Source organism: Sporolactobacillus terrae DSM 11697 (assembly GCF_000648615.1).
GTDB classification, from domain to species: Bacteria; Bacillota; Bacilli; order Bacillales; family Sporolactobacillaceae; genus Sporolactobacillus; species Sporolactobacillus terrae.
The window spans coordinates 1-21,525 of record NZ_JFZC01000052.1 but is presented as its reverse complement, the minus strand read 5'-3'; the positions used below and the strand labels follow the sequence as shown (position 1 = coordinate 21,525).

At 41.9% G+C, this 21,525-nt stretch carries 30 protein-coding genes and 5 tRNA genes; 23 read left to right on the top strand and 12 right to left on the bottom strand.

All coding sequences use genetic code 11. From position 1 onward, the window contains the following. The first annotated feature begins 222 nt into the window (after nt 1-222). Complete coding sequence (gene aroD / locus AA84_RS0111095) at nt 223-1,008, top strand: type I 3-dehydroquinate dehydratase (protein WP_028977255.1); 786 nt, start codon at nt 223-225, stop codon at nt 1,006-1,008. 193 nt (nt 1,009-1,201) lie between these two features. Here the strand turns inward: aroD and AA84_RS0111090 are convergent, their stop codons facing one another. Continuing rightward, on the bottom strand, nt 1,202-2,164 hold the full coding sequence (locus AA84_RS0111090) for a 4-hydroxy-3-methylbut-2-enyl diphosphate reductase (RefSeq protein WP_028977254.1): 963 nt from the start codon (nt 2,162-2,164) through the stop codon (nt 1,202-1,204). 92 nt (nt 2,165-2,256) lie between these two features. Further along, nucleotides 2,257-2,922, bottom strand: a complete 666-nt coding sequence (gene vrrA, locus AA84_RS18410; protein WP_028977253.1) for a VrrA/YqfQ family protein — start codon at nt 2,920-2,922, stop codon at nt 2,257-2,259. Between the two features lie 213 nt (nt 2,923-3,135). Here vrrA and AA84_RS0111080 point away from each other — a divergent pair, with 213 nt between their 5' ends. Continuing rightward, nucleotides 3,136-4,032 carry a deoxyribonuclease IV gene (locus AA84_RS0111080; RefSeq protein WP_028977252.1) on the top strand — a complete coding sequence of 299 codons (897 nt, stop codon included), beginning with the start codon at nt 3,136-3,138 and terminating at the stop codon, nt 4,030-4,032. 60 nt (nt 4,033-4,092) lie between these two features. On the opposite strand, the gene AA84_RS0111075 is transcribed toward AA84_RS0111080, so the two are convergent. Continuing rightward, nucleotides 4,093-4,356 (bottom strand): DUF2624 domain-containing protein, encoded by a 264-nt coding sequence (locus tag AA84_RS0111075; RefSeq protein ID WP_028977251.1) that lies wholly within the window; start codon nt 4,354-4,356, stop codon nt 4,093-4,095. A 253-nt stretch (nt 4,357-4,609) separates the two neighbouring features. On the opposite strand from AA84_RS0111075, the gene AA84_RS0111070 reads away from it, so the two are divergent. The 4 genes from AA84_RS0111070 (at nt 4,610) to AA84_RS0111055 (ending at nt 8,475) form a co-directional block, all read left to right on the top strand. After that, nucleotides 4,610-5,605, top strand: coding sequence for a sensor histidine kinase (locus AA84_RS0111070; RefSeq protein ID WP_028977250.1), 996 nt, complete (start codon nt 4,610-4,612; stop codon nt 5,603-5,605). 79 nt (nt 5,606-5,684) lie between these two features. After that, nucleotides 5,685-6,035, top strand: coding sequence for a hypothetical protein (locus AA84_RS0111065; RefSeq protein ID WP_028977249.1), 351 nt, complete (start codon nt 5,685-5,687; stop codon nt 6,033-6,035). 129 nt (nt 6,036-6,164) lie between these two features. Beyond that, nucleotides 6,165-6,743, top strand: a complete 579-nt coding sequence (locus AA84_RS0111060) for a nitroreductase family protein (protein WP_028977248.1) — start codon at nt 6,165-6,167, stop codon at nt 6,741-6,743. A gap of 217 nt (nt 6,744-6,960) precedes the next feature. Continuing rightward, the gene (locus AA84_RS0111055) at nt 6,961-8,475 is read left to right on the top strand and encodes a glycosyltransferase family 2 protein (protein ID WP_037563499.1); all 1,515 of its coding nucleotides are present in this window, start codon (nt 6,961-6,963) and stop codon (nt 8,473-8,475) included. A gap of 82 nt (nt 8,476-8,557) precedes the next feature. Here AA84_RS0111055 and ispG read toward each other — a convergent pair whose 3' ends face one another. Both ispG and AA84_RS0111045 read right to left on the bottom strand, forming a co-directional pair. Further along, on the bottom strand, nt 8,558-9,667 hold the full coding sequence (gene ispG, locus AA84_RS0111050) for a flavodoxin-dependent (E)-4-hydroxy-3-methylbut-2-enyl-diphosphate synthase (RefSeq protein WP_028977246.1): 1,110 nt from the start codon (nt 9,665-9,667) through the stop codon (nt 8,558-8,560). A gap of 131 nt (nt 9,668-9,798) precedes the next feature. Then, on the bottom strand, nt 9,799-10,143 hold the full coding sequence (locus AA84_RS0111045; RefSeq protein WP_028977245.1) for a LysM peptidoglycan-binding domain-containing protein: 345 nt from the start codon (nt 10,141-10,143) through the stop codon (nt 9,799-9,801). 234 nt (nt 10,144-10,377) lie between these two features. On the opposite strand from AA84_RS0111045, the gene AA84_RS0111040 reads away from it, so the two are divergent. The 6 genes from AA84_RS0111040 (at nt 10,378) to AA84_RS0111015 (ending at nt 11,753) form a co-directional block, all read left to right on the top strand. Then, on the top strand, nt 10,378-11,013 hold the full coding sequence (locus tag AA84_RS0111040) for an NfeD family protein (RefSeq protein WP_232057157.1): 636 nt from the start codon (nt 10,378-10,380) through the stop codon (nt 11,011-11,013). Between the two features lie 313 nt (nt 11,014-11,326). After that, nucleotides 11,327-11,401: transfer RNA gene (locus tag AA84_RS0111035), tRNA-Asn, on the top strand. Between the two features lies 1 nt (nt 11,402). Further along, nucleotides 11,403-11,476, top strand: a tRNA-Met gene (locus AA84_RS0111030). Between the two features lie 26 nt (nt 11,477-11,502). Next, nucleotides 11,503-11,575 (top strand) — tRNA-His (locus tag AA84_RS0111025). A gap of 3 nt (nt 11,576-11,578) precedes the next feature. Next, a tRNA-Ile gene (locus AA84_RS0111020) sits at nt 11,579-11,655 on the top strand. An 8-nt stretch (nt 11,656-11,663) separates the two neighbouring features. After that, nucleotides 11,664-11,753, top strand: a tRNA-Ser gene (locus AA84_RS0111015). A 131-nt stretch (nt 11,754-11,884) separates the two neighbouring features. Here the strand turns inward: AA84_RS0111015 and AA84_RS0111010 are convergent. The 6 genes from AA84_RS0111010 to AA84_RS19575 all read right to left on the bottom strand — a co-directional run bounded on the left by AA84_RS0111010 (nt 11,885) and on the right by AA84_RS19575 (nt 17,710). Further along, the gene (locus AA84_RS0111010; protein ID WP_028977243.1) at nt 11,885-13,018 is read right to left on the bottom strand and encodes a tyrosine-type recombinase/integrase; all 1,134 of its coding nucleotides are present in this window, start codon (nt 13,016-13,018) and stop codon (nt 11,885-11,887) included. Then, on the bottom strand, nt 13,019-13,519 hold the full coding sequence (locus AA84_RS17705; RefSeq protein WP_051577955.1) for an ImmA/IrrE family metallo-endopeptidase: 501 nt from the start codon (nt 13,517-13,519) through the stop codon (nt 13,019-13,021). It lies immediately after the preceding gene. 81 nt (nt 13,520-13,600) lie between these two features. After that, nucleotides 13,601-14,275: a hypothetical protein gene (locus AA84_RS0111000; RefSeq protein ID WP_028977242.1), complete on the bottom strand. Its 675-nt coding sequence runs from the start codon at nt 14,273-14,275 to the stop codon at nt 13,601-13,603. A 5-nt stretch (nt 14,276-14,280) separates the two neighbouring features. Next, entirely contained in the window at nt 14,281-15,234 is a 954-nt protein-coding gene (locus AA84_RS0110995; RefSeq protein ID WP_028977241.1) for a hypothetical protein, read from the bottom strand. 297 nt (nt 15,235-15,531) lie between these two features. After that, complete coding sequence (locus tag AA84_RS0110990) at nt 15,532-17,121, bottom strand: SNIPE associated domain-containing protein (RefSeq protein WP_081791772.1); 1,590 nt, start codon at nt 17,119-17,121, stop codon at nt 15,532-15,534. A gap of 214 nt (nt 17,122-17,335) precedes the next feature. Next, the gene (locus AA84_RS19575) at nt 17,336-17,710 is read right to left on the bottom strand and encodes a helix-turn-helix domain-containing protein (RefSeq protein ID WP_081791771.1); all 375 of its coding nucleotides are present in this window, start codon (nt 17,708-17,710) and stop codon (nt 17,336-17,338) included. 147 nt (nt 17,711-17,857) lie between these two features. On the opposite strand from AA84_RS19575, the gene AA84_RS17695 reads away from it, so the two are divergent. The 3 genes from AA84_RS17695 to AA84_RS19055 are packed head-to-tail and all read left to right on the top strand — an operon-like array spanning nt 17,858 to nt 18,542. After that, nucleotides 17,858-18,112, top strand: a complete 255-nt coding sequence (locus tag AA84_RS17695) for a helix-turn-helix domain-containing protein (protein ID WP_037563496.1) — start codon at nt 17,858-17,860, stop codon at nt 18,110-18,112. Nucleotides 18,113-18,147: 35 nt separating this feature from the next. Continuing rightward, nucleotides 18,148-18,357, top strand: a complete 210-nt coding sequence (locus tag AA84_RS0110975; protein ID WP_028977239.1) for a hypothetical protein — start codon at nt 18,148-18,150, stop codon at nt 18,355-18,357. An 8-nt stretch (nt 18,358-18,365) separates the two neighbouring features. Further along, on the top strand, nt 18,366-18,542 hold the full coding sequence (locus AA84_RS19055; RefSeq protein WP_160168724.1) for a hypothetical protein: 177 nt from the start codon (nt 18,366-18,368) through the stop codon (nt 18,540-18,542). 9 nt (nt 18,543-18,551) lie between these two features. On the opposite strand, the gene AA84_RS19050 is transcribed toward AA84_RS19055, so the two are convergent. Next, complete coding sequence (locus tag AA84_RS19050) at nt 18,552-18,695, bottom strand: hypothetical protein (RefSeq protein ID WP_160168723.1); 144 nt, start codon at nt 18,693-18,695, stop codon at nt 18,552-18,554. An 85-nt stretch (nt 18,696-18,780) separates the two neighbouring features. Between AA84_RS19050 and AA84_RS19045 the strand changes: the two genes are divergently transcribed. The 8 genes from AA84_RS19045 to AA84_RS19220 form a co-directional block, all read left to right on the top strand. Then, the gene (locus AA84_RS19045; RefSeq protein ID WP_160168722.1) at nt 18,781-18,942 is read left to right on the top strand and encodes a hypothetical protein; all 162 of its coding nucleotides are present in this window, start codon (nt 18,781-18,783) and stop codon (nt 18,940-18,942) included. 20 nt (nt 18,943-18,962) lie between these two features. Then, a complete protein-coding gene (locus tag AA84_RS0110955) occupies nt 18,963-19,475 on the top strand; it encodes a helix-turn-helix domain-containing protein (protein ID WP_028977237.1) in 513 nt (170 codons plus the stop codon). Continuing rightward, nucleotides 19,472-19,639, top strand: a complete 168-nt coding sequence (locus tag AA84_RS19040; RefSeq protein ID WP_160168721.1) for a hypothetical protein — start codon at nt 19,472-19,474, stop codon at nt 19,637-19,639. The genes AA84_RS0110955 and AA84_RS19040 overlap by 4 nt, the downstream gene beginning before the upstream one ends. Further along, complete coding sequence (locus AA84_RS19035) at nt 19,632-19,796, top strand: hypothetical protein (RefSeq protein ID WP_160168720.1); 165 nt, start codon at nt 19,632-19,634, stop codon at nt 19,794-19,796. The genes AA84_RS19040 and AA84_RS19035 overlap by 8 nt, the downstream gene beginning before the upstream one ends. Nucleotides 19,797-19,871: 75 nt before the next feature. Further along, nucleotides 19,872-20,084 (top strand): hypothetical protein, encoded by a 213-nt coding sequence (locus tag AA84_RS0110940; RefSeq protein WP_028977236.1) that lies wholly within the window; start codon nt 19,872-19,874, stop codon nt 20,082-20,084. A gap of 15 nt (nt 20,085-20,099) precedes the next feature. Further along, on the top strand, nt 20,100-20,408 hold the full coding sequence (locus tag AA84_RS0110935) for a DUF771 domain-containing protein (RefSeq protein WP_081791769.1): 309 nt from the start codon (nt 20,100-20,102) through the stop codon (nt 20,406-20,408). Between the two features lie 173 nt (nt 20,409-20,581). Continuing rightward, complete coding sequence (locus AA84_RS19030; RefSeq protein ID WP_160168719.1) at nt 20,582-20,743, top strand: hypothetical protein; 162 nt, start codon at nt 20,582-20,584, stop codon at nt 20,741-20,743. Beyond that, nucleotides 20,736-21,525, top strand: a 790-nt coding sequence (locus AA84_RS19220; protein ID WP_028977234.1) for a hypothetical protein, incomplete at its 3' end; no start/stop codon positions are given. The genes AA84_RS19030 and AA84_RS19220, both read left to right, overlap by 8 nt.

Here is a 21,525-nt window from a genome sequence, read left to right as displayed (position 1 = left end):
TAAAAAGAAATAAAGAAAGAACTGCATGCCATCGCATCCTCTTACGCCCACATCAAATTTATCCCCCGAGAAACATTTTACACATAGTCGAAAAAAATAAATCATCATCAGTTAAACCATTGCCCGATCACCATAGGTTACTGCAACAGACTTTTTACACGAATTGACAGCGTTCAGATTGCATGCTACGCTCTCGATAATAAACAGAAAAGAAGGAAAACGATGAGCACTGTTCTATTAAAAAATCTAATGATTGGCTCCGGGCGACAGAAAATCTGTGCTCCAATCACCGCCAAGACAGCAGAACAGGCGGTGAACGCGGCGAAACGAATCCTTGCGGGGCCGGTTGATTTTATTGAGTGGCGTATCGACTATATGAGAAACAGCTCTTGGACGGCGATCCTAGATACTGCAGATCAGCTTAATGCCGTTATGGGGCAAACACCGCTCCTCGCGACGTTCAGAAGTGTAAATGAAGGGGGAGAGCAATCGATCAGCGAAGCGGACTATTTCCATTTGTACGAAGCATTGGCAATGCAGAAACTGGCGGATGCATTTGACTTAGAATTATCTCGTTCGGACGATACGCGGACGCGTTTAGTGAAACGATTACATGAAATGGGAAGAACGGTTGTCTTTAGTGCCCACGATTTCTCATGTACGCCACCTGAATCTAAGATCATTTCGATTTTAAAGAAAATGGAAGCTGAACACGCGGATATTGCAAAAATTGCGGTGATGCCAAGCTCGCCAGCAGATGTGCTGCATCTGATGCATGCAACCTTAAAAGCGAATCAAGCCGTGACGGTTCCGATTGTCACCATGTCCATGGGAAGTCTAGGAAAGCTGTCGAGAATCAGCGGAGCGATTACCGGGTCTGCGGTTACGTTCGGAAGTGTTGACCACGCTTCTGCGCCAGGCCAGATTGAAGTGAACGTTTTGAAACAAATACTGAACGAAGTGGATGCTAATGAAGTGGATAGGGATCAATCAATACGCAGGTTCTAAGTCTCAGGAGCCGCTTGGCTGCTTTTCAAACAGAGCAAGACACTACGTCTTTATCATCGCGATCACAGAAATACGCAAAACGGCCTCGGGCGTCTATGTGTGTGCTGAGAAACAAATACGTTCATGCGGATTGTCTTCTATGAAAAGGAAGACCCGTATGAACGTATGCTGGGAGTAAATGAGATGTATGGCGTTAACTTTTTCTTGCTTTCACTTTAACTTTAGGCAGTATGTTTTTATTTTTTGCCGCTTGGCTTTCGGTTGACCACGTTTCCGGGTTTTCCGGATCATATTGATCGAGGAAGAGAATGACTTCCTTGGTTAATTGAGTGGGCGTCGAGGCACCGGCAGTCACGGCAACCTTTTGCACGCCGTTCAGCCATTCAAGCTTCAGTTCAGACAAATCAGCAATCCGGTAGGAGCGGGTTTTGGCAATCTCTTTAGATACTTGAGCAAGCCGATTGGAATTATTGCTGCGCGGGTCACCAACGACAATAAGCAGATCAGCATCTTTTGCTTGTGTTGCCACCGCTTCCTGCCGTGTCTGTGTTGCTCGGCAGATTTCGTTACAATTTTCCGCTTGTGGGTACTTGGCTTTGATTTCATTCATCAGATCCATGACATCCCATTGGCTCATCGTGGTCTGATTGGTGATCAGGATCTTGTCCGTATTCAAATGAAGCTGATCAATGTCCTCGATGGTTTCAACGAGATGAACACGATCTGGGGCGACACCGATGGCACCCTCAGGCTCCGGGTGCCCTTTTTTGCCAATATAGATTACATGGTAGCCCTCTTTTTTCTTTTCATTGATCAGGGTATGTGTCTTGGTTACATCAGGGCATGTCGCGTCAATGACCGTCAATCCCTTAGCTTCTGCCGTCCTGCGCACTTCCGGTGAAACGCCGTGTGCGGTAAAGATTACGGTACCATGATCGACTTCGTCAAGCAGTTCAATTCTTTTCTTGCCCCGCACATCAAGGGTGATGATGCCGTCTTCCTTCAGCGCTTCGGTGACGTGATGGTTGTGCACGATCATGCCGAGTATATAAATGGGTCTTGGCAGGCTTGGATCCATCGCTGCTTTTCTGGAAATGACCAAGGCGTCAACCACACCATAACAATAGCCTCGCGGTGAGACCTTGATTACGTTCATGTTAATCTCCCCGTTCTGCAGTAACTGCAATAAGTCAACTCATTAAATCATTATAAATGAGCCGGTCTGGGAACACAATGGATTCGCAAGCGTTAAATATACATACGGGGAACGGAAGGTTTGGTCGTGACCGTCTCACTATTCATTAACGACGCCTTATAATGCTTTTTACGTTTTGCCTCTAGGGACTTACTGTTCTTGGCGATTCCTTTTTTCTTTTGTTTGTGCGCTTGACCGTAATCGGATGCATCGGTTTTATCAACCGTTTCTTTACTTGGGTCACTCTCGCTTTCTTTGCGCTCGCCAGCAGCTTTTTCATTGTGGTCGGGCGTGTCATCGCTGCTGTCTTCATCTTTATCCGTTTTATCGCTGTCCCCTTGGATACCTTTCATCGCGCTGATAATTGCCGGAGCATTTTTAATTAACGGTCCAAATTGTTGAATCATTGGCAGAACGGTCTGTGCGGTCTGAATGGCTTTTTGAGCGTTAACCAAAATACCGCCTAAATTCAAGCCGGTAGTCGCACCATTTGATGTCGGCGCTCCTGCTGAGAGCAGCGAGGTGAGCAACGCACCAATCCCGCCGTTTCCGCTTTGTGGCGGCGGAGTCGGTTGCTTTGGCATTTGCGGTGCTTGCGATTGGCGAACAGGAAAGATCGGTGGGAATCCAAACCCGCGCGCAGGCTCTGCAGGGGGTTCACTGGGCGGCTGCATCGTCCAGAAAAATGGATCCTGAGGACCACGCTTGAACGGCGGCATAATGGTTCGCTCCTTTCTTTACCCCATGATGAAATAAGGTTTTTGACCGTTGCCCCTGCATAGTGAACAACGGCAAGGTCCATCGATAACGGGGACATTTGCTGATATTTAGTTTATGTCATAATGGCATATCGGTGACAATTACCGAGGATTCAGGTGAATACGTGAGTGAAGCAACTGTGGTAAAATAGCGAAGAAGAGGAGGGGTTGTCTGTGCTTAAAATAGGTTCTCATGTTCACATGTCCGGTGCGAAAATGCTGCTCGGCTCAAGTGAAGAAGCCGTATCATTTGGAGAAAATGTAATCATGATCTATACCGGGGCGCCGCAAAACACAGTGAGAAAACCGATTGAAAAATTGAATATTGAAGCGGGACGCGCGCATATGAAGGAGCACGGCATTGAAGAGGTTGTGGTTCATGCGCCTTATATTATAAACATAGCAAACACAGTAAAGCCGGAAACGTTTGCGCTTGGTGTATCCTTTCTAAGAAAAGAAATTGATCGCGCAGAAGCAATTGGTGCGAAACAAATTGTCCTTCATCCTGGGGCTCATGTCGGCGCCGGCGTCGATGCAGGAATCGCTAAGATCATTGAGGGCTTAAACGAAGTGCTCGAAGCCCGGGATAAAGTTCAGATTGCTTTGGAGACGATGGCTGGAAAGGGCAGCGAATGCGGATTCCGTTTTGAACATCTGGCAAAAATAATCGATGGGGTGCAGTTGAACGAAAAATTATCGATTTGTTTCGACACCTGTCACACAAATGATGCAGGCTATTCTGTAGCTGAAGACTTTGACGGTGTACTTGAAACGTTTGATCATCTCATTGGTGTTGACCGAATTAAAGTCGTACATGTCAATGACAGCAAGAATCCGCAAGGCGCAAAAAAGGATCGTCACGAAAACATCGGTCTTGGAACCATCGGTTTTCAAGCACTCAACGATATTGTGCATCATCCGCAGCTGGACACACTGCCGAAAATTCTCGAGACGCCTTATGTAGGCGCGGATAAAAAAAGTAAGAAACCGCCTTATAAGTATGAAATCGATATGCTGAAAAAGCAGAAATTTAATGAGCAGCTGATCCATGATATCGAAACAGGCTCATAAAAAATAAGGGAAGAACAAAAGCCGGGTCCAAACGGATTCCGGCTTTTCTATTCGTTCAGATCAGAGGTTCTTTGCGAGCTGCTCAAACTGTTTCTCTAAATGTTCGGCTAAGTCCTCACCGATTTCCTCATCCAAGATTCGTCGAAGGGCCGCCTGACCGCTCGGCTGAAACGGATTGATGTTTTGATGACGTACACGGCCGGCCACACTTGCAGCTTGTTGTTTTGTGACCTGGATCTTGAATTGAACGGCGTATTGATATAATTCTTCAGCTGTTAAATGGTTCATTTTCTGAATCACCAATTGTTCGATGATCGGATTCAAGAAACCCACTCCAATCGATATAGAATGCACGCAATGATTAAGTTATGATCGGTGACAGAAAAAAATGACAGCGGTTTATTCGAGACAATTCTGAAAAATGTCGGAACTTGTCTAACAATAATTGCCAATAAAAGTGTCGCAAACCGACTGATTAAAGTATAATGAAAAGCATTAGGAACACTTTAGAGAAAAAGAGATAAAGAAAGATAAGTATTGGGGAAATGGTGAAAAAGTTGTTACTAATGCAAGAGGAGTGATAACCATTATTTACCGAGAATCCTTTCTAACCGTTACCGAAAAGGAACAATTTGAAGAGCAGCTTTCTTTAGAAATTCGTTTTTGCATTGATCTTTCAGGGCATATTTTAGAATGCAATAAAAAAGGACAAGCATTTGTCGAGCGATTTGGGCATGATTTTCTGAAATTTTTTTCGGATTTATATGTTGATGAAGCGCAGAACTTTTTAAATGCAATTAAAGAAAGCGATGATATTGTTACGGCTCTGTTGCATGATCAGTTAAATGAACTTGGTCTGGGCACTTTATATAATGGTTTCACAAAGAACGGAAAAATTATTCTTGTCGGTTTCCATACACAGATTTTGGCACGGTTGACAGGAGAATTTGTACATGAATTAAGGAATCCACTTACGATTATTAAAGGATTTCTCCAGCTTAGCAACTATACGAAAGAATACGAGAAGTATCATCCGGTGATTTTATCTGAAATTGAGCGGATGCATACCATTTTGGATAACTTTTTAACCATGTCGCTTCGAAAATGTACGTATAAGAAGATGAACCCAAATGAACTGTGCAAACAGCTCGTCGCATTACTGTCAGCTGAGTGCACGGTTAATCACGTTGCTTTTGATTATGACATTGCTTATACCGAGAACCATTGCAATGTTGATCTAGACAAAGTAAAACAAGTCGTGATTAATTTGCTGCGAAATGCGATGGAAGCGTTTGAGATAAAAAATAATGAAAATAAAATCATACTTCGTGGCAGTGTTGAAGATCGCGGCTATCGCTTCTCGTTGATCGATAATGGTCCCGGTATGGATCGTGAGGTGCTGAAACGCTTAGGTCAGCCGCTTTACACCACGAAATCGAAAGGGACAGGCATTGGGATTTCTTTGTGCAAGAAAATCATTGCGGAACATCGCGGAACGTTTTGTGTCAGCAGCGTACCAAGAAAAGGAACAACCGTCAGCTTCTATCTTCCGTTTGTTTCTCCTGCAGTATAATTTCCAATAAATGCATCTGTGAAAATGATCGTTCTGAGTCACACTATATATGATCCTAAAATGAAAGCGAGGGGTCATTATGGCTGATAAGGATCATTATCATAATCACAAAACAGACTCATTGTACGATAAGCAAAATGCATACAACAATGAGGAGTATGCGCGAGAATTGGCTGCCGATCAATACGATCCAGAAGCAGATCGGGATCATGGTGACCGACGTGTCATGGAAGGCGGCAAGGGAATTGGCTGGCTCGGACTAATCTGTTCCGTGATCGCATTATTTTTCTTGCCGATCGTTCTGGGCATCGCTGGGATCATTATTGGTTATATTGCACTTCGACAAGGCGCCCGCACTTTGGGTGGCTGGGCCATCGGTATCGGTTGTTTGGCTGTGTTGATTCAATTACTTTCGCCGCTGTTTTGGTAATGCTGCAAAAGAACCTTTACTTTAGTAAAGGTTCTTTTGTTGTAAAAGCATATTTCTAGAGATAATCATGTGATACATGTTACACTTTAATCGACATAATACGAAAACTGTGTAAAGGAATGAGTGTGCATGGAGACAATCAAAGCAATTCGTACAAGACGATCCGTACGTAAAGTATCCGATAAAGAACCGTCAAGAGAACTTATTGAGCAAATTTTGGATGCGGCGAGACGCGCGCCAAACCATATGAATACAGAGCCGTGGCATTTTATTGTGCTTACTGGAGAAGGACGCAACAAACTCGGTGCTGTTTATGGAAAAGAAAATCAAAAAACGCTTAAGCATGCAGATCAAGAAACATTGAACGCAGCCTATGAAAAAGGGATTGCAAGTGCGAAACGCGCCCCGGTTATCATAGTTGTAACAATGGAGCCAAGTGACAATCCGCGTGCAGTTGCGATTGAGGATGTAGCGGCTACGGCCTGTGCGGTTGAAAATCTGATGCTTGCAGCGCATGAGCTGGGACTAGGAAGTATTTGGCGTACAGGGGGTGCAGCATATACGGACGAAGCGAAAAAAGTATTTGGCGTTTCTGAAAAAGGACGGGTTATGGGCTTCGTATATGTTGGCTATCCGGAAGAAGGCGTTGTTCCGAAAGTACCAGAACGCAAGTCTGTAGCTGAAATAAGCGAATGGATTGACGCGTGAAATTTAAAAAAAATCATACAAGGCTAAAGATCGGATCTGTTCCGGTCTTTTTTTTATTTATATGATGCTCGTGGGCAGCCTAAATGCTTTTTTCAATTCAAAGACTAGGGAGTCAATTGATTCTTATTTGCTGAGACATTAGTCATAATCATCGCGTAGGGGTCATACAAATAATCGTCAGCTCGGACAAAGAAAAAAAGAAAGGAAAAAACAAATAGTGGAGACTCGTTTAATTACGTATGATGATGCGGTAAACAATCGACTCTTTAGTATGGGGCAATTTTCACCAAGGATTGCGGTAATGATCCCTGCACACAATGAGGAGGATTCGATAGCGGATGTATTGAAAAGTTTATCGGAGCAATCGATTCCTAAAGGATTGGAGATGGATATTTATATTGCACTGGACAACTGCACCGATAATACAGAAAAAATCATCATGCAGTGTAATGCGCGCTATCACTTAACGGTTTTCCTCCTCCGCACCGTGGACAACAAGCAACGTAAAGTCGGTGCGTTAAACCAGCTGTATCAATTGTTCTGGGGGAATCCAATTGATCCTGTCCACCAAGATATAGGGGGGCTTCAAAAGAAATATGCAGAGAGTATTGTAACGTTTGTCGGCATCGATGCAGATGTCTATCTTGATAAAGACTGTATTCGAATATTGTGGAGTGAGCTCAGTCAAAACCATAAGATTGGGGCGGTTTCTGCAAATTATACATGTCTTGTGCCGGAGAGTGCACGTAGGCACTTAAGAAATGATCCGAATCGTGAACGCCTGCTTCGACAAGGAAAGTATGGCACCCCGCTGAATCGATGGTGGGTCGCGCAGCAAAATCGTGAATTTGCGCAGTGGACAATGAAACAAAAATACGCCGGCCACTTTGCGGAAATCGCCGGTGGGCAGTGCAGTATCTTTCGACCTAAGGCAGCCAAAGAGGTAAGCGAATGCTATAAGCTGAATGGACTCTACGATGATAAGTCGGATACCGAGGATCTGCTGCTTACGCAATACATTAGAGCTTGCGGATGGGTCTGCCTGATCAGCAAGCACGCCCGCTGCTATGTGGACAGTATGAAAACACTTCATACGTATTCGAGCCAGCGAAATAAATGGGTTTCCGGGACCACAGACTACATGTTGCAGGATGGCTTGAGCACGAAATATGCACGTCGCCTGTGGATTCAAGAGAGCGGTCTGTTCATCAATCTGCTGATTCGCTGCTTATTTGTTGTTTTGGTTGGGCTCTCAGTGCTTACCGAACAGTTTTACTGGAATTGGATTTGGATCACGCCGATCATTGCTGCTTCAATCTTGAATCTGATTTTAACCCTAAAAACCCCAAACAGCCGGTTCATCGATGTGGTGCTTGCAGCCTTGCTGATAAGTCCTGAAATTTATTTGTGGATCACGATTGGTATCCATATTAATGTATGGTTGGCAAAGATAAAAATTACCAAGCAAGATGGTTGGGCGAATCAATATCGTGCGGAGACGGGGCAAACACGTTCTCATTTTGTTCTTTATTTCCTTTTATTTATCTTCGGTGTGGCAACAGCCGCGTATTTTATTGAAGTTAACTCGGGCTTGCTGGCCAGCCAAACGATTCAGACCGCTCTAAAGCCATATCTCATGCAGGGATTTGTGGTGCTCACTATTTTAACCATTTTCGAATTTATGGTTATGATTCATCAAATCTGGCGTCTGAGGGGCCCATATAAAGCATGAAAAACCGCCAAACACAGTTCCATACTGGATGCTTGGCGGTTTTTGTGCATCTAATTTAGATGAGCGCTCAATGGATGCGCAATCAGATGTTAATTTTTTCTTGTTTCTCTTTTTTCTTTGCAAAGTATTCATCCGCAAGTTTATCGATTTCACTTTTTAATTCGTCAACCATTCGGTCTTCGGGAACCTTTCGAATAACTTCGCCATGCCGGAACAGAAGACCTTCGCCGCGACCGCCGGCGATGCCGATATCAGCCTCACGGGCTTCTCCGGGGCCATTTACGGCGCAACCTAACACGGACACTTTAATTGGTGCATTGATTTTGGAAATATACTGTTCAACTTCGTTCGCAACTTTGATCAGATCGATTTGGATACGGCCGCATGTTGGACACGATACGAGCGTTGCCGCGTTCGTGAGACCGAAACTTTTAAGCAGTTCACGGCACACTTTCACTTCTTCAACAGGATCGGCAGAAAGAGAAATGCGCATTGTGTTGCCAATGCCTTTATTAAGTAAAATGCCTAAGCCAGCCGCACTTTTAATCGTTCCGGAAAAAAGAGTACCGGATTCTGTGATCCCCAGATGAAGCGGGTAATCAAAAGTCCGTGCGGCTTTCTCATAAGCTTCAACAGCTAAATGGATATTTGACGCCTTCAGTGAAACGATGATGTCATGAAAATCAAGATCTTCAAGAATCTTAATGTGGTGCAAAGCGCTCTCGACCATACCGTCTGCTGTTGGATAACCGTACTTTTCAAGAATGTGCCGTTCCAGCGAGCCGGCATTGACACCAATTCGGATTGGGATATGCTTTTCTTTAGCTGCTCGAACGACGGCTTCAACATTTTCCTGTTTTCCAATATTTCCTGGATTGATTCGAATTTTATCGGCGCCGCCTTCAATGGCTTTCAATGCAAGTTTGTAGTTGAAGTGAATATCCACTACAAGCGGAATTTTGATTTGTTTTTTGATTTCCGGAATGGCAAGGGCATCCTCCATGGTCGGACAAGCCACCCGAACGAGTTGACAACCTGCTTCCTCAAGCCGATGAATTTGTTTAACGGTTGAGGCAACATCTCTTGTCTTCGTTGTTGTCATACTCTGTATGATCACTTCATTAGAACCGCCAATGGTTAGATTGCCAACTTTGACTTTTCTGGTTTTCGTGCGGTGTGTAAGTTCAGACACGAGCGATTCGCTCCTTCGTAAAATGAATGACTAGATAATCTTTCAGTTAAAGTCAGTATATCATGAATTCGCCGAATCTGTATGAAGAAATGATCGTCTAACCTTGATCATGAAGGCAGTGCCCGCGAAACTCAATTTGCTTTTTTATGATAATAAGGGAAAGCATAGGTGTTGCCGATTTGCAGATGATTCGGATCGGCAGAAGGATTCAGGATGGAAAAGTCCTTGAGCACTTGTTCAATGGAGGGTTGCTGCTCATTCATGCGCTCAGTAATGGAAAGCAGTGTATCACCGGGTTCAACCGTGATGCGTTGAAAATTAATCGCTGCTTTTTCAACAGGGCGCGACTGCCGAGATTCCTTTATTGAAGGTTGCGTCGCGGAGGCTTGTCCGGCTGGAAGTGATCCTGAAGTCAGATCCGAATAACTTGTCCAGCAGGCCAAAATGAAAAGAATTGTAAAGAATCGTTTTTTCATGATTCATTCTCCATTCTTACTCCTAAATTTTCTAGAAAGGCGTCCCTTTCATTTATATGCATGAATCTATGAAAATATGCCGGTTTTTTTAAATAGATAGTGATTTTTCTTAGTATCGTTCCCTAAGCTGCGGTTGTATGGTTTAATGTTTATAGATAGAAAATGATGTGGATGCCATCCGCTTCAACTTGTGGAGCAATGAAAGCGGCATTTTGATTATAGAGGGGGAACATGATGATACTTGCTTATCCTGCAGGAGGATTTATTGTTATATTGCTGGCTTCCTGCTTTTTATTTGCAGAATTGCTTGTAAAAGCGAAAGGCTTGCTGGCACTGACTGGGAGCGGTTTGTTTATTTATTACTTTTTACACTTTCTTACCGAACAATCTTCGTCGTGGATCTTTTTGCTGCTTGTTGGCGGCCTGCTGTTGATTATTATCGACGGCAAGTTGTTTACAACCGGTATTATTGGTGCTTTGGGTTTTATTCTGATGCTTCTTGGCTGCGCACTGCCGACGCCGTCATTGATTTACGGTCTGCTTGTGAGCATTGCTTTTGTCATTGGTGCATGCGCTTCATGGTTTTTTCGCAAAATAATCCCACAGCGTGATTATCTAAATAAATTGATGCTCCATGATCGACTATCGTCTGAACAAGGCTATAACTCCATCAATGATGATTATCGTCAATTAGTCGGTAAGGAAGGACGAACGATTACGCCGTTTCGACCGGTAGGAACGGTAAAGATTGACGGGAAGAACTATAGTGCAATCACCGATGGAATCTACCTTGAAAAAGGGGTGCCGATAAAAGTCATCTCTGTGGACGGAACACGCATTTTTGTCGACCAATTGAACGAAATGAATTAAATACGGCGCTCTTTTGACAGGCCCGTATTTTTTGATTCGCCAACGCACAACAAGTCAATTTTCCGTCTTTAGCGAAGGAATAGCCGCTGAGGGTAGGGGAAGTATGGCTTGTACAGCATGCGCATTTTTTGCAGACGTTCAAACCAGTGAATCACTCAATAAAATTTCCCAAATCAAATTCAAAAAAAGATATTGTCATTAACAACCAGATATGGTATATTATTTCTTGTCGTTAGGACAGACGTTGACCTGTTAAAAAAGATGTTGACAAGCCTTGACGCATGTGATAAATTAGTTCCTGTTCTGGTTTTATTCCACAGTAGCTCAGTGGTAGAGCAATCGGCTGTTAACCGATCGGTCGTAGGTTCGAATCCTACCTGTGGAGCCATGGCGGTGTAGCTCAGCTGGCTAGAGCGTACGGTTCATACCCGTGAGGTCGAGGGTTCGATCCCCCCCGCCGCTATTTTTTTACTTCATTTCACTAACCTGGCGGTTATGGTGAAGTGGTTAACACACCGGATTGTGGTTCCGGCATGCGTGGGTTCGATCCCCACTAACCGCCCGTGGACCCTTAGCTCAATTGGTTAGAGCTGACGGCTCATAACCGTCCGGTTGTAGGTTCGAGTCCTACAGGGTCCACCACTTATCATGGAGGAATACCCAAGTTTGGCTGAAGGGATCGGTCTTGAAAACCGACAGGGGCTTCACGGCTCGCGGGGGTTCGAATCCCTCTTCCTCCGTTGGTACATAATATTTACCATTTAGCAAACACCTGGAAGTAGCCATTTAAAGGCATTTCCGGGTGTTTTATTATTTTCTGATCGTCAAAGAAAATCAATGAAATGCAAAATGTTTTGCATTAATTTTGCATTCATTTTGTCCCATAAAGGTCGCTCATTGTCGCATCAACTGCACGTGTTTCGATCTGATCTAGCTCATCCAAAATGTGCGTGTACGTTTTTAGTGTCGTCACAATATCACGGTGGCCAAGACGGCGAGACAGATATTTAATGCTGACATGTTTATGCAATAATAAAATGGATGCGTGCGTATGACGGAGACCGTGCGACGTAATTTCTGTTATTTTAAGACGAACACACAGCTTTTTTAGCAACTTATTCACAGCGTTGGGGGACACCAATTTCATAGTGTCATTAATAAAGCAAAGGTCTTTCTCATTCTTCAGTTTAGTTGCCAAGCAATGAGCGCTCTGATGTGCATGTAGCTGTTTCATAATCTTGATGGTTTCAGTATCAATCGTGATCGTGCGATAGGATGCTTTATTCTTTAACCTGCAAAAATCGTGAGTGTCCTTATAATCCCATGCGCGTGCAATTTTTACAATTTTTTTCTTCTCATCAAAACATGACCATGTCATTCCGAGTACTTCCTCAAGCCGGCAGCCTGTAGCCAGTTGGAAAAGCGCCATATATCGCGATACATACTTTGGCCGCATATCCTTTCTGATTTCTACAATTAACCTTTTGGAGTCGTCAAAATTGAGGTACTTTAAACTTTCTTTTTTCTCTGCGATCTTCCCACGCGCGACTGCTTTATATGTCGGGTCCTTAAATAAAATTCCTTCCTCAATCGCAAAACGCAGACATGCGCGCATGTAAACATGATATTTTTTCACGGTTGCTGTCGCGCGTGTCTCACCAAAATCGTTTAACATCTTTTGGTAAAGATCGCGCGTCACCTCTTTAAGCTTCACACCCGGAAAGCGTTCAGCAACAAACTTCCCTGTTCGAGCAAGCTCACGGTCATTCTCGAAGGATAACTTCCCTTTCCGATATGTTTTATACCAGTGGTCATAAAACTCCGAGAAGAGCAGCTCATCGGCCTTAGCTTTGTAACCGTGAGCGAATTTAAGTTGGAGATCAGCTTCAATCAATCGCGCGTGTTTGATCGACTTAATTCCGTTAACATTTTTTGTTCGGTATTTGTTCCCGTCTTTATATGAAACACGTACTTGGTAACCTGAATCCAGTTTTTTAATCGCCATTTACTCGCACCTCTTTTCGTCAAAGGATCCGTTTTGCATGATGATTTGTTGACACATACCGTCAATTCGAGTGTAAGCCAGGGTTCGCGTGACATGAAACTCCTGCATGATACTTTTTAAAGTATGAGAGCAGCTGAAATCGATCATGTGGTAGGGAATGGCTGCATAGAGAGCGAAGCGGCAAGCTTCCGATTCCTGCATTTGACGAAATGGTTCAGGCATATCGCATTGATCGCCGCAGTGCCGGATGATATGTCCCAACTCGTGAAAGAAGTGTTCACGCTGTTCATACTCAGCTGCCTGATCGTTCTCAACGATGTAGGCTGCAGAGTCCTCTGAGAGCCGATAGGCGAAGGGATGACCATGCCAGATTGAATACTCAATGCCGAATACGCGAGCAATATCTTTCAGAACAAGATCTTCAGGATTTATGATGCCGTGATCTATGAATTTCTGTGAAACCCAGGATTCAAGTGGGGAAGGAAAGTAAGGTCGAGGCATGTCATCAACTCCCGTGCGAATATATGTTCGATTATAGTGCAAAAAGAAAAGCCCGTAAAGGGCTTTTCTTTTTGCCTATACTCAATCGTTATCCTTGTACATTATAAATCCATATATTATTTCAACGTTTCTGATAGAAATAAAAACAGAATGTAAGACTAATGTGAGCCAAAAGACACCATAGGACGTTAGAATTACTTTATCCACATAATAATTTGAAATAAAATGAGATATTTTCGGAACAAAAGAATATGTCATACTTGTCATCAAACAAATGATTAACACAATCAATTGAATAATAATCGCGTAGCAAAAAAAATTAACCGTAATTTTTAATACGTTTTCTTTTGTGTTCGAAAAGATGATCACTTTCGCTCTTTGAAAGATACTCTGTTTGGGCATATCACTGAATTTCTGTTTGAGTTCTTTATTAACGGAATCATTGTTAGTATTTAATTTAGACAACAAGTTATTACTTGCTGAAAAAATTATTGCGAGGCTTGCTGTATTGAATCCTGCAAGAATAGCAATAACATTTATAGAGGCGTCATTCATTTTTTTTATTATGTTTAAAATCGATGTATTATGATAAATGGAAAACGCCAATATAACAAAAATGCATAATGACAATGCAAATGGAAATATCCAATCAAAAGATAATTCTTTAGGCGTTGATGATCTAAGGTAATATAAAATTGATTTGCGAATAAAACCAATCGGTTTGTTTTCACGCTTATGAACAATTTTATATTCCATGCTCATCATTCCCCTAATGGATTTTCATTCTTTGCAATGTCGACCATTTGGTTCAATAATTGAGACCCATCTATAATACCATTGGAATTCTGGTCAACACTTACGTAAAAACTAACAGGTTTTATGTTAAATGTTGCAGTAATCTTTTTGTTAATATTATCATAACCAGAAACCTCAAATCGAGCAAACTTCTGAAGATCAAGTGAATTTTTAATAAACCGTTTAACTTGTTTCAGACCAGAATTCCTTACTGAATTAATTAAAGACACTCGCATCTCTGTTACATCTGATATGTCGTTATCTTCACTTTTTTCTGGTTTTCGAAATTTAGCGACCGCTGCATTTTGAGCATCTTCCTTAACTTCAACATAGCCTGAAACCTCTTTGATTCTAACAATTTTTTTTAGCTGAGATTCAAAACCACTATCCATTACACTTTCTATGGAGAATACGAAAGAATCGATAATCGTGAAAGGTTTATGGAGTGCGTTGTATTTGTTGATAAAGTCTTTTAAAAGCAGTTGTTTACGTGCGAGGTAGGTTTCAATTGTATTTCTAGTGGCAACTCTATACGGATCTGATTCAACAAGAAGCAATCCATCTTTTTTACTCAATACAAAATGGATGTCGTACTTCACACCTTGATTTGGTAATACTTGTCCTTCAATAGCTTCGTTTTCTATTGCTATTATATCATTTTGTGAACCATATCTGGTTGTATGAAAAGTTCCTTCAATAAAATCTGCATCCTCAGAATCGTGGTAATTATGGAGTGTAAAAAACTTTCCTCCATCTCGCAGTGGCTTATACTGTGCATCCTGCGCATTAATTTCATTTAGGAAGGATTCAAAAATTTCATTTAAATAAATTTTATCATTCATTTTATTCTGTTCAATGTTTAGAATTGGCGTATTGATTTTATATGCAAAAATTCTCCGGATTACTGTTTCAGATGGCATTTTTCTGGCTCCTCTATAATATTATTTGATGTTGCTCTTTTTACAAATCTGATAAAAGCACTGATGACAAAAGTTCTACTGCGAATAAACTGGATGTGGGATTCTATCACTCTCCGTTGAGTTACTTTCAGTTAAATGGATCGTGATCACCTAGATTCATTGGCTTTGTCAATCAAAATAAAGTAAACGTCAATACAACGGCTAATCCCAAAATTGGAGCGGCTACAATGACACTCATGCATCCTGTAGTTTCATTTCGTTTTTTTGTTGAGATGTCAGGCATCGTAATGCACTCCTTTAACTTGCTGTTTGTTCAGCTTTTTGTTTTTTCTCAATCGCTAATGATTGACGATATTCTTGAGCTTCCGCCAGTTTTGTGTACTCTACTGTTTTATTGTGATTTTTTTCGACTACGGCTTTGATTTCAGCAAGAGTCACACGGAAGAACTCTTTACGTGTATTGATTTTATTAAGCCGACGATCGTCAAAGGTTCGATGAAGAGCTGCTTCCAATCCAGGGGCATCGTCGCTGAATATGGTTGCATGGATATCGAAGGAGAATGGTACAGAGGCATCGCCAAGTTCCTTTACACGCTCTGTTGGATCAAGCCGACGAGTAAGACCGATTTTATATACATCTTCGCCGAAAGAGCCAATGTTAGATATGATGTAAACATAGCCGGCACGCGTATTCTTCTCTCGGTTGAATACATTTTCTTTATCTTTGGCGAGCTCTTGAACCTCAGTTTCCAGTTCTTCAATTTTATTGATCAAGTTCAGCTTGGATTCACCTTCTGCGCTCTGAGCTTCATTACGTAAACGTTCCAGTTCTTGATTAAAGTGTTTTTCTTCTTTTTCAATTTTTTTCTTCTCACGTTCAATCTCTTTTTGAACCTTTGCTTCTTCACGCATCTGTTCCTTCAAACGGCGTTGTTCCTCTTTTTCTTCTTCTTTTTTCTGCTCGTATTCATAGGCAAGATACAGTTCATCATATTTCAAAGCTTTGTACTCGTCCTTGATTTGGACTGTATTTCTGACGTTTGCTTTATTAATGGCTTTAAAAGCTGCATTAATCCGTTTTTCACAGGAAGGAACATTGTTAAATTTGACTTTGGCAATCGATGAATCGCATTCGCTGTTAAATGCTCTGAGGGCAAGTCGGATGTTATCATTGGTAAATGCGCGGCCTTTTTGGATGCTTCCGTCCAGCGTGATTTCATCTGAATAGGTTACGGCAACTTTGCTACGAGCCATGTCTTTCTGCTTATGACGGATTTCCTTCAGTTTCTCTTGGTATTGCTCGGAGTTCTCAAATTTATAACGTGGTTCATAAAAACCGAACGATTGATTCAGTATTTCATCATTGGTTTCAATAATCTGTTTTTTCAATTCATCAAGTTGTATTTTTGATGATTCAATTTCTTCTTGTGCGAGGTTGAAACTATGGAGTGTTTTCTCATTTTCATCAATCTGATCGAGCAGAGTGCGATTCTCTTTTTTTAGTTTTTCCAGTTGCTCTTTTTCTGCGTTAATTTGCTTAATGATTTTTATTTCATCTTTCTTTTCAGATTCGAGGTTTTTAAGTGTGTCAGTGATTGACTTAATGTTCTTTTGGATTTCTGATAAATTTTTTTCTTTTTCTGAAATGTTACTTGTAAGCGACATCCGATCTTTTTCAAGCTTATCGAGCAGTTTTTGCTTGTTATCTATATTTTTACTAACTGACTCAAGCTCAAACAGTCCGGCTTCTTTAAACATCCGATGACGATTTTTCATTTGTACAATAAGAAGAACAACTCCAATAACTAGAGGAATGAATACGAACCAAAAAGCAAATAAAAGTGCTATGAACCAAGTAGAATAATACCATTTGTCCTTAAACTGCATTGTGTTTCCCCCTGTGAATATGTATCTATTAATATTGAACTACAATGTATATAAACGAATGCCCAAACAAGGCACCAGAAAAAAATTGTCGATGTCTGATGTGTGGGTTCGTTCTTTTAGGATATTTTATTCATTTCGGATCTGTGATGTCGATTTATTGGTTGAGGGGACGTATGGATAGGGCTTGTGTTTCAGAAAGAGAAGTCAGCCGATATTATTTATTCTTCTTCTTCTTCATCTGCCGACGCGCTTCGATAAAGGCGCGGGCTTCATCAATTTCTTCAGGTGACCATTTGTCTTTTTCAAAAAAGTACATTTCTCCGTCATTTTCGTTGTTATCATCTAATTTATCAGGTGAATCAATATAACCTGCTTTCTCCATTAGATCTTCATAATTTACCTTTAACGCTTCAGCAAGAGCCTTAATTGTTGGAGGCTTAGGAATGCCGCGTTTTCCATTTTCAATACGAGATAATTGAGCAGCACTAATTCCAGAATACATAGCGGTTTGATTAAGTGTAAGCCCTTTTGATTCTCGCGTTTGACGTAGATATTCGCCAAAACTACTCAAGAATATCAATCCTTCCATGTCTTCTTATACCTCCATTAAATATGACATATTGCCAAAAGGCAATTAATATATTAAATATTTATAGAAAAGTGTTGCCAAATGGTAAGTTAGATGATATATTATTCCCATAAGGTAATTACCAAATGGTAAAGGGTGGTGAAATTCTTGGAACAAGCGGCGAACATTGCAGTCAAATCACAATTTTTGAGAGACTATCTTGAAATTAAAAAAATTAGTGATAGTCAGCTCGCAGAATTGATTGGCGTTGCAAATAGTACAGTTAATCGCATTTTAAACGGAAAAAGGAATCCAGGAAGTAAATTTATATCTGGTATTCTCATGGCTTTTCCTGATTTGAAGTTTGAACAATTGTTTTATTGTATCGACGAATTACCAAAAAGGAATAAACGATCAAATTAGCTCTAAAAAATAACCATCTGAAAGGAGGCGGATCAATGTTGTCGAACACGGAGCTGCTCCTGGTTCAGCTCAATAACAAGATGGATAGGTTGATTGAATTAATGGAAGGCAGCCAACCATATGCACCACAGAATGAACTTCCTGATTTTTCTCAAATGTCTTCAGTATGTAGCGTTCCCTTAATTAAACATAGCAGTTATGAGTGTGGAGCAGCGGGGAAGGATGACACAAATGAGAGGGGGTGAGTGTGACGGTGGATTATAAAGAGTTAAATGAACTTCGTTATGAGACGGATGCGATAAAACTAAAAAAAGATCAGGAAGTTGCAAAAACGGTAATTTGTTTATGCCAAGAATGGAGAATCAACGGTATCGAAAAAATAACTCCGCAAATGGTGGCAGCCATCGCAGAGTTAACAAAAAGTATCTGAATAGATTATTCAGTCTGGATTTTCTACAGCTTTTAGAACAGCCTTAAACGCTTCGGCTACTTCTTCTTTTTCTATGAAGCGCGATTTTGATTGGCCAATCCATGCAACTACGATATCTCTTGTGATTTCATAGTTTGTTGCATTTTCACTCATAGTTGATCACCTCCTGTCTCTATTAGATAGGAATATTATACCAAACAAAATGACCTGGACTAATCTATTGGAAGGAGGAACGCAGTTGGAAAAATGGAGTAATGATTCCTGCCTTGGTTATATGCTTTTGGCTGCGGATCGTATTGGGTATGACGCAGAACAAAAACGGCAGTTGTTGGGTGCGATGTATTACGAATTTGATTTGAAGACGGTTGAAGAAGCAGCTGAATTTTATAGAAAACGATAATTTGAAAGGGGAGTGGGTGTGTGTCAATTGGTTCGAAACTAAAAAATGCAATGAAGATGAATGCGGTGAAAGAAGCCGATCTCGCTGTTGATGTGCATTATTCGCGTCAGGCGGTCAGCGCCTGGGCAAATGAGCGGCGCCGGGTGCCTGGGGATGTTCTGTCGAAGCTAAGCACGAAATTCGATGATCCGGATCTCGTTATGGAAATTGGGGTCTTGGCAACTGAAGGTGTTTCCCTGCCACCGCTGGACGGTGATTATATTCGGCAGGATACGTTAGCCATGATTGATCTGACGATGAAAGAGACACGGGAAGCCATGGACAAGCTGGCAAAAGCGCAGCTGTACAAGCCACCTGAATACGCAACGGATCGGGACAAGCAAGAGGTCCAGAGCATTAATGAGGAAGTGCTTGAAGCGGCATGCTCCATGGTGAATCTGGTCCGCGTGAATTGCCGTGAGTATGGATTATCATTTCGGACTATGTTCCATCGATTGGAAGTCACGCTGAAAGCGAGAAGGATGCGCAAATGAGCAAGAACTTTCAAGTAATGCGTGAACTTAGTAATCTAGCAACCTTGTTTGACGAAATGGCACGCAGAATGAGTGGCAATGAGTTTACTCATTTTGTGAAAGAGCATGACCGTTTGGAACGGATGAACGGAATTCAATTGATCGAGGTGAAAAAGCATGAATGAAGTCATGAATCGGATCAGCGAATTGGAAAAGATCCGCAGCGGTTTGAAAAAACTTGGATGTGTTTGGAGCGAACGTTGGGTGATGGCTGAGCTTGCGGAAATGAAAGTAGTGTTAAAGCGCATGAAAAAAGCCTCCGGTGCAACGGAGACCTGCTGAAATGCTTCATCAATCAAATAGGATATATGTCCATTTTAGCATGCCATATTGAAGCGGACAAGGGAGGTAGGCATCTTGGAAGTGAAAAGCGATCTGGTTGGTGTTGTGAAGCAATTTGATTGCTTGATCGACGCAAAGAAAAAGGAACTTAGATGCTATTTGGACTCAGGCATTTCATCTAGAGATTGGCTGTATACGATCAATGACGGGAAGCTGCTTGGTCTTGAACTCGGTCGTGCGATTGTCATGAACGAGTTAGGACTGAAGCCGGAAGACAGCCTTGAGTAAAAGGAGGGAGCAACCATGGAAGGTGTTCAGGTCATTTTGAATAAGGAGTTTTTGAAGGCTGAGGTTCAGAAGCTGATCCGTTCCGAAATGGTGTGGTGGCACATGGACGACCTGAGAGCGAAGACCGGGAAAAGCCAGAACTGGCTAAAGGACAATATTTTGTATCAGCCGCGGTTCAGAAAAGAGCTTGAGACGTTCACGCACTTTCCGGAAGCTCAAGGCGATAAATGGTGTTTTATCGCCGATAAAATGGAGCAATTTCTCAAGCTACATTTCAGAGATATTTTCGTTCAGGAAGAGCGCAAGGTAAGGCGGTTAGGTTGACAACTAAAGATTGATGTCAGGGCAGTTCCTGCCCGGCGCAGGGGTGACGTCAAGCGTTGCTCATGCAGCGGGCAGGAAATTTACCAAAAGATTAAATTCAGCATCTAATATGTACCATCGCTTGAAGTCAATCTGTCTAAGATTATTACATGAATTTATAAGGGGATGATGAGTTGACACCACAGACGAATGCAGACTGGTACGGTTACTTTGCCAATCTCGAAGTGAACATGATCCTTCAGGACAAGCCTCATGTTGTTGCTTATGCGAAAGCCAACAAGTGCAGGTACTACCGCATTGCAAAGCAGGAAAGGCAGGTGAAAGGGATTGGCTAAATTCAGACAAGTACATGTTAATTTTTGGACGGATCCTAAGGTGCTTGAAGAAATGACTCCAGAGGATCGATACTTTTATCTCTATCTGCTGACCAATCCTTTCACATCGCAGATTGGTATCTATCAAATCACGAAAAAGCAAATGGCATTTGATCTTGGCTATTCCATTGAATCTGTAAACAGCTTGATTGATCGTTTTGAAAATCACCACAAGCTGATCAAGTTTAATACGGATACACGTGAGATCGCTATTTTGAAATGGGGGAAATACAATCTCAACCGTGCCGGCAAGCCCATTTTGGATTGTGTTGAAAAGGACCTCGGCAGCGTTAAGGATCAATCGTTAATCTCACTTGTTGCTAAATTCATTGTGAATGAAGCAATACGCGATATTTTTTTACGATACGTTGACGACACGTCCACGAGTAGGGGACAAGAAGAAGAACAAGAAGAAGAACAAGAAAAAGAAAAAGAATATACTTCTTGTCGCAAAAACAAGTTTTCCGACGAGCACATGGCAATGGCGAATTTATTACTTTCTTTGATCAAGGAGAATAACCCTTACTACAAATCACCGAAAAGCCTAGATAAATGGGCGAATGACATGCGTCTCATGATGGAACGAGACAAGCGAACGAAAGAGCAGGTTGAGTATTTAATTCGCTGGTCACAGAAAGACGATTTTTGGAGCACGGTGATTCTTTCGCCAAACAGCCTAAGAAAAGGCTTTGACAAAATGGTTGCCCGGTGCCGTCAAGAGAGTAGGCAGAAACAGAACAGAG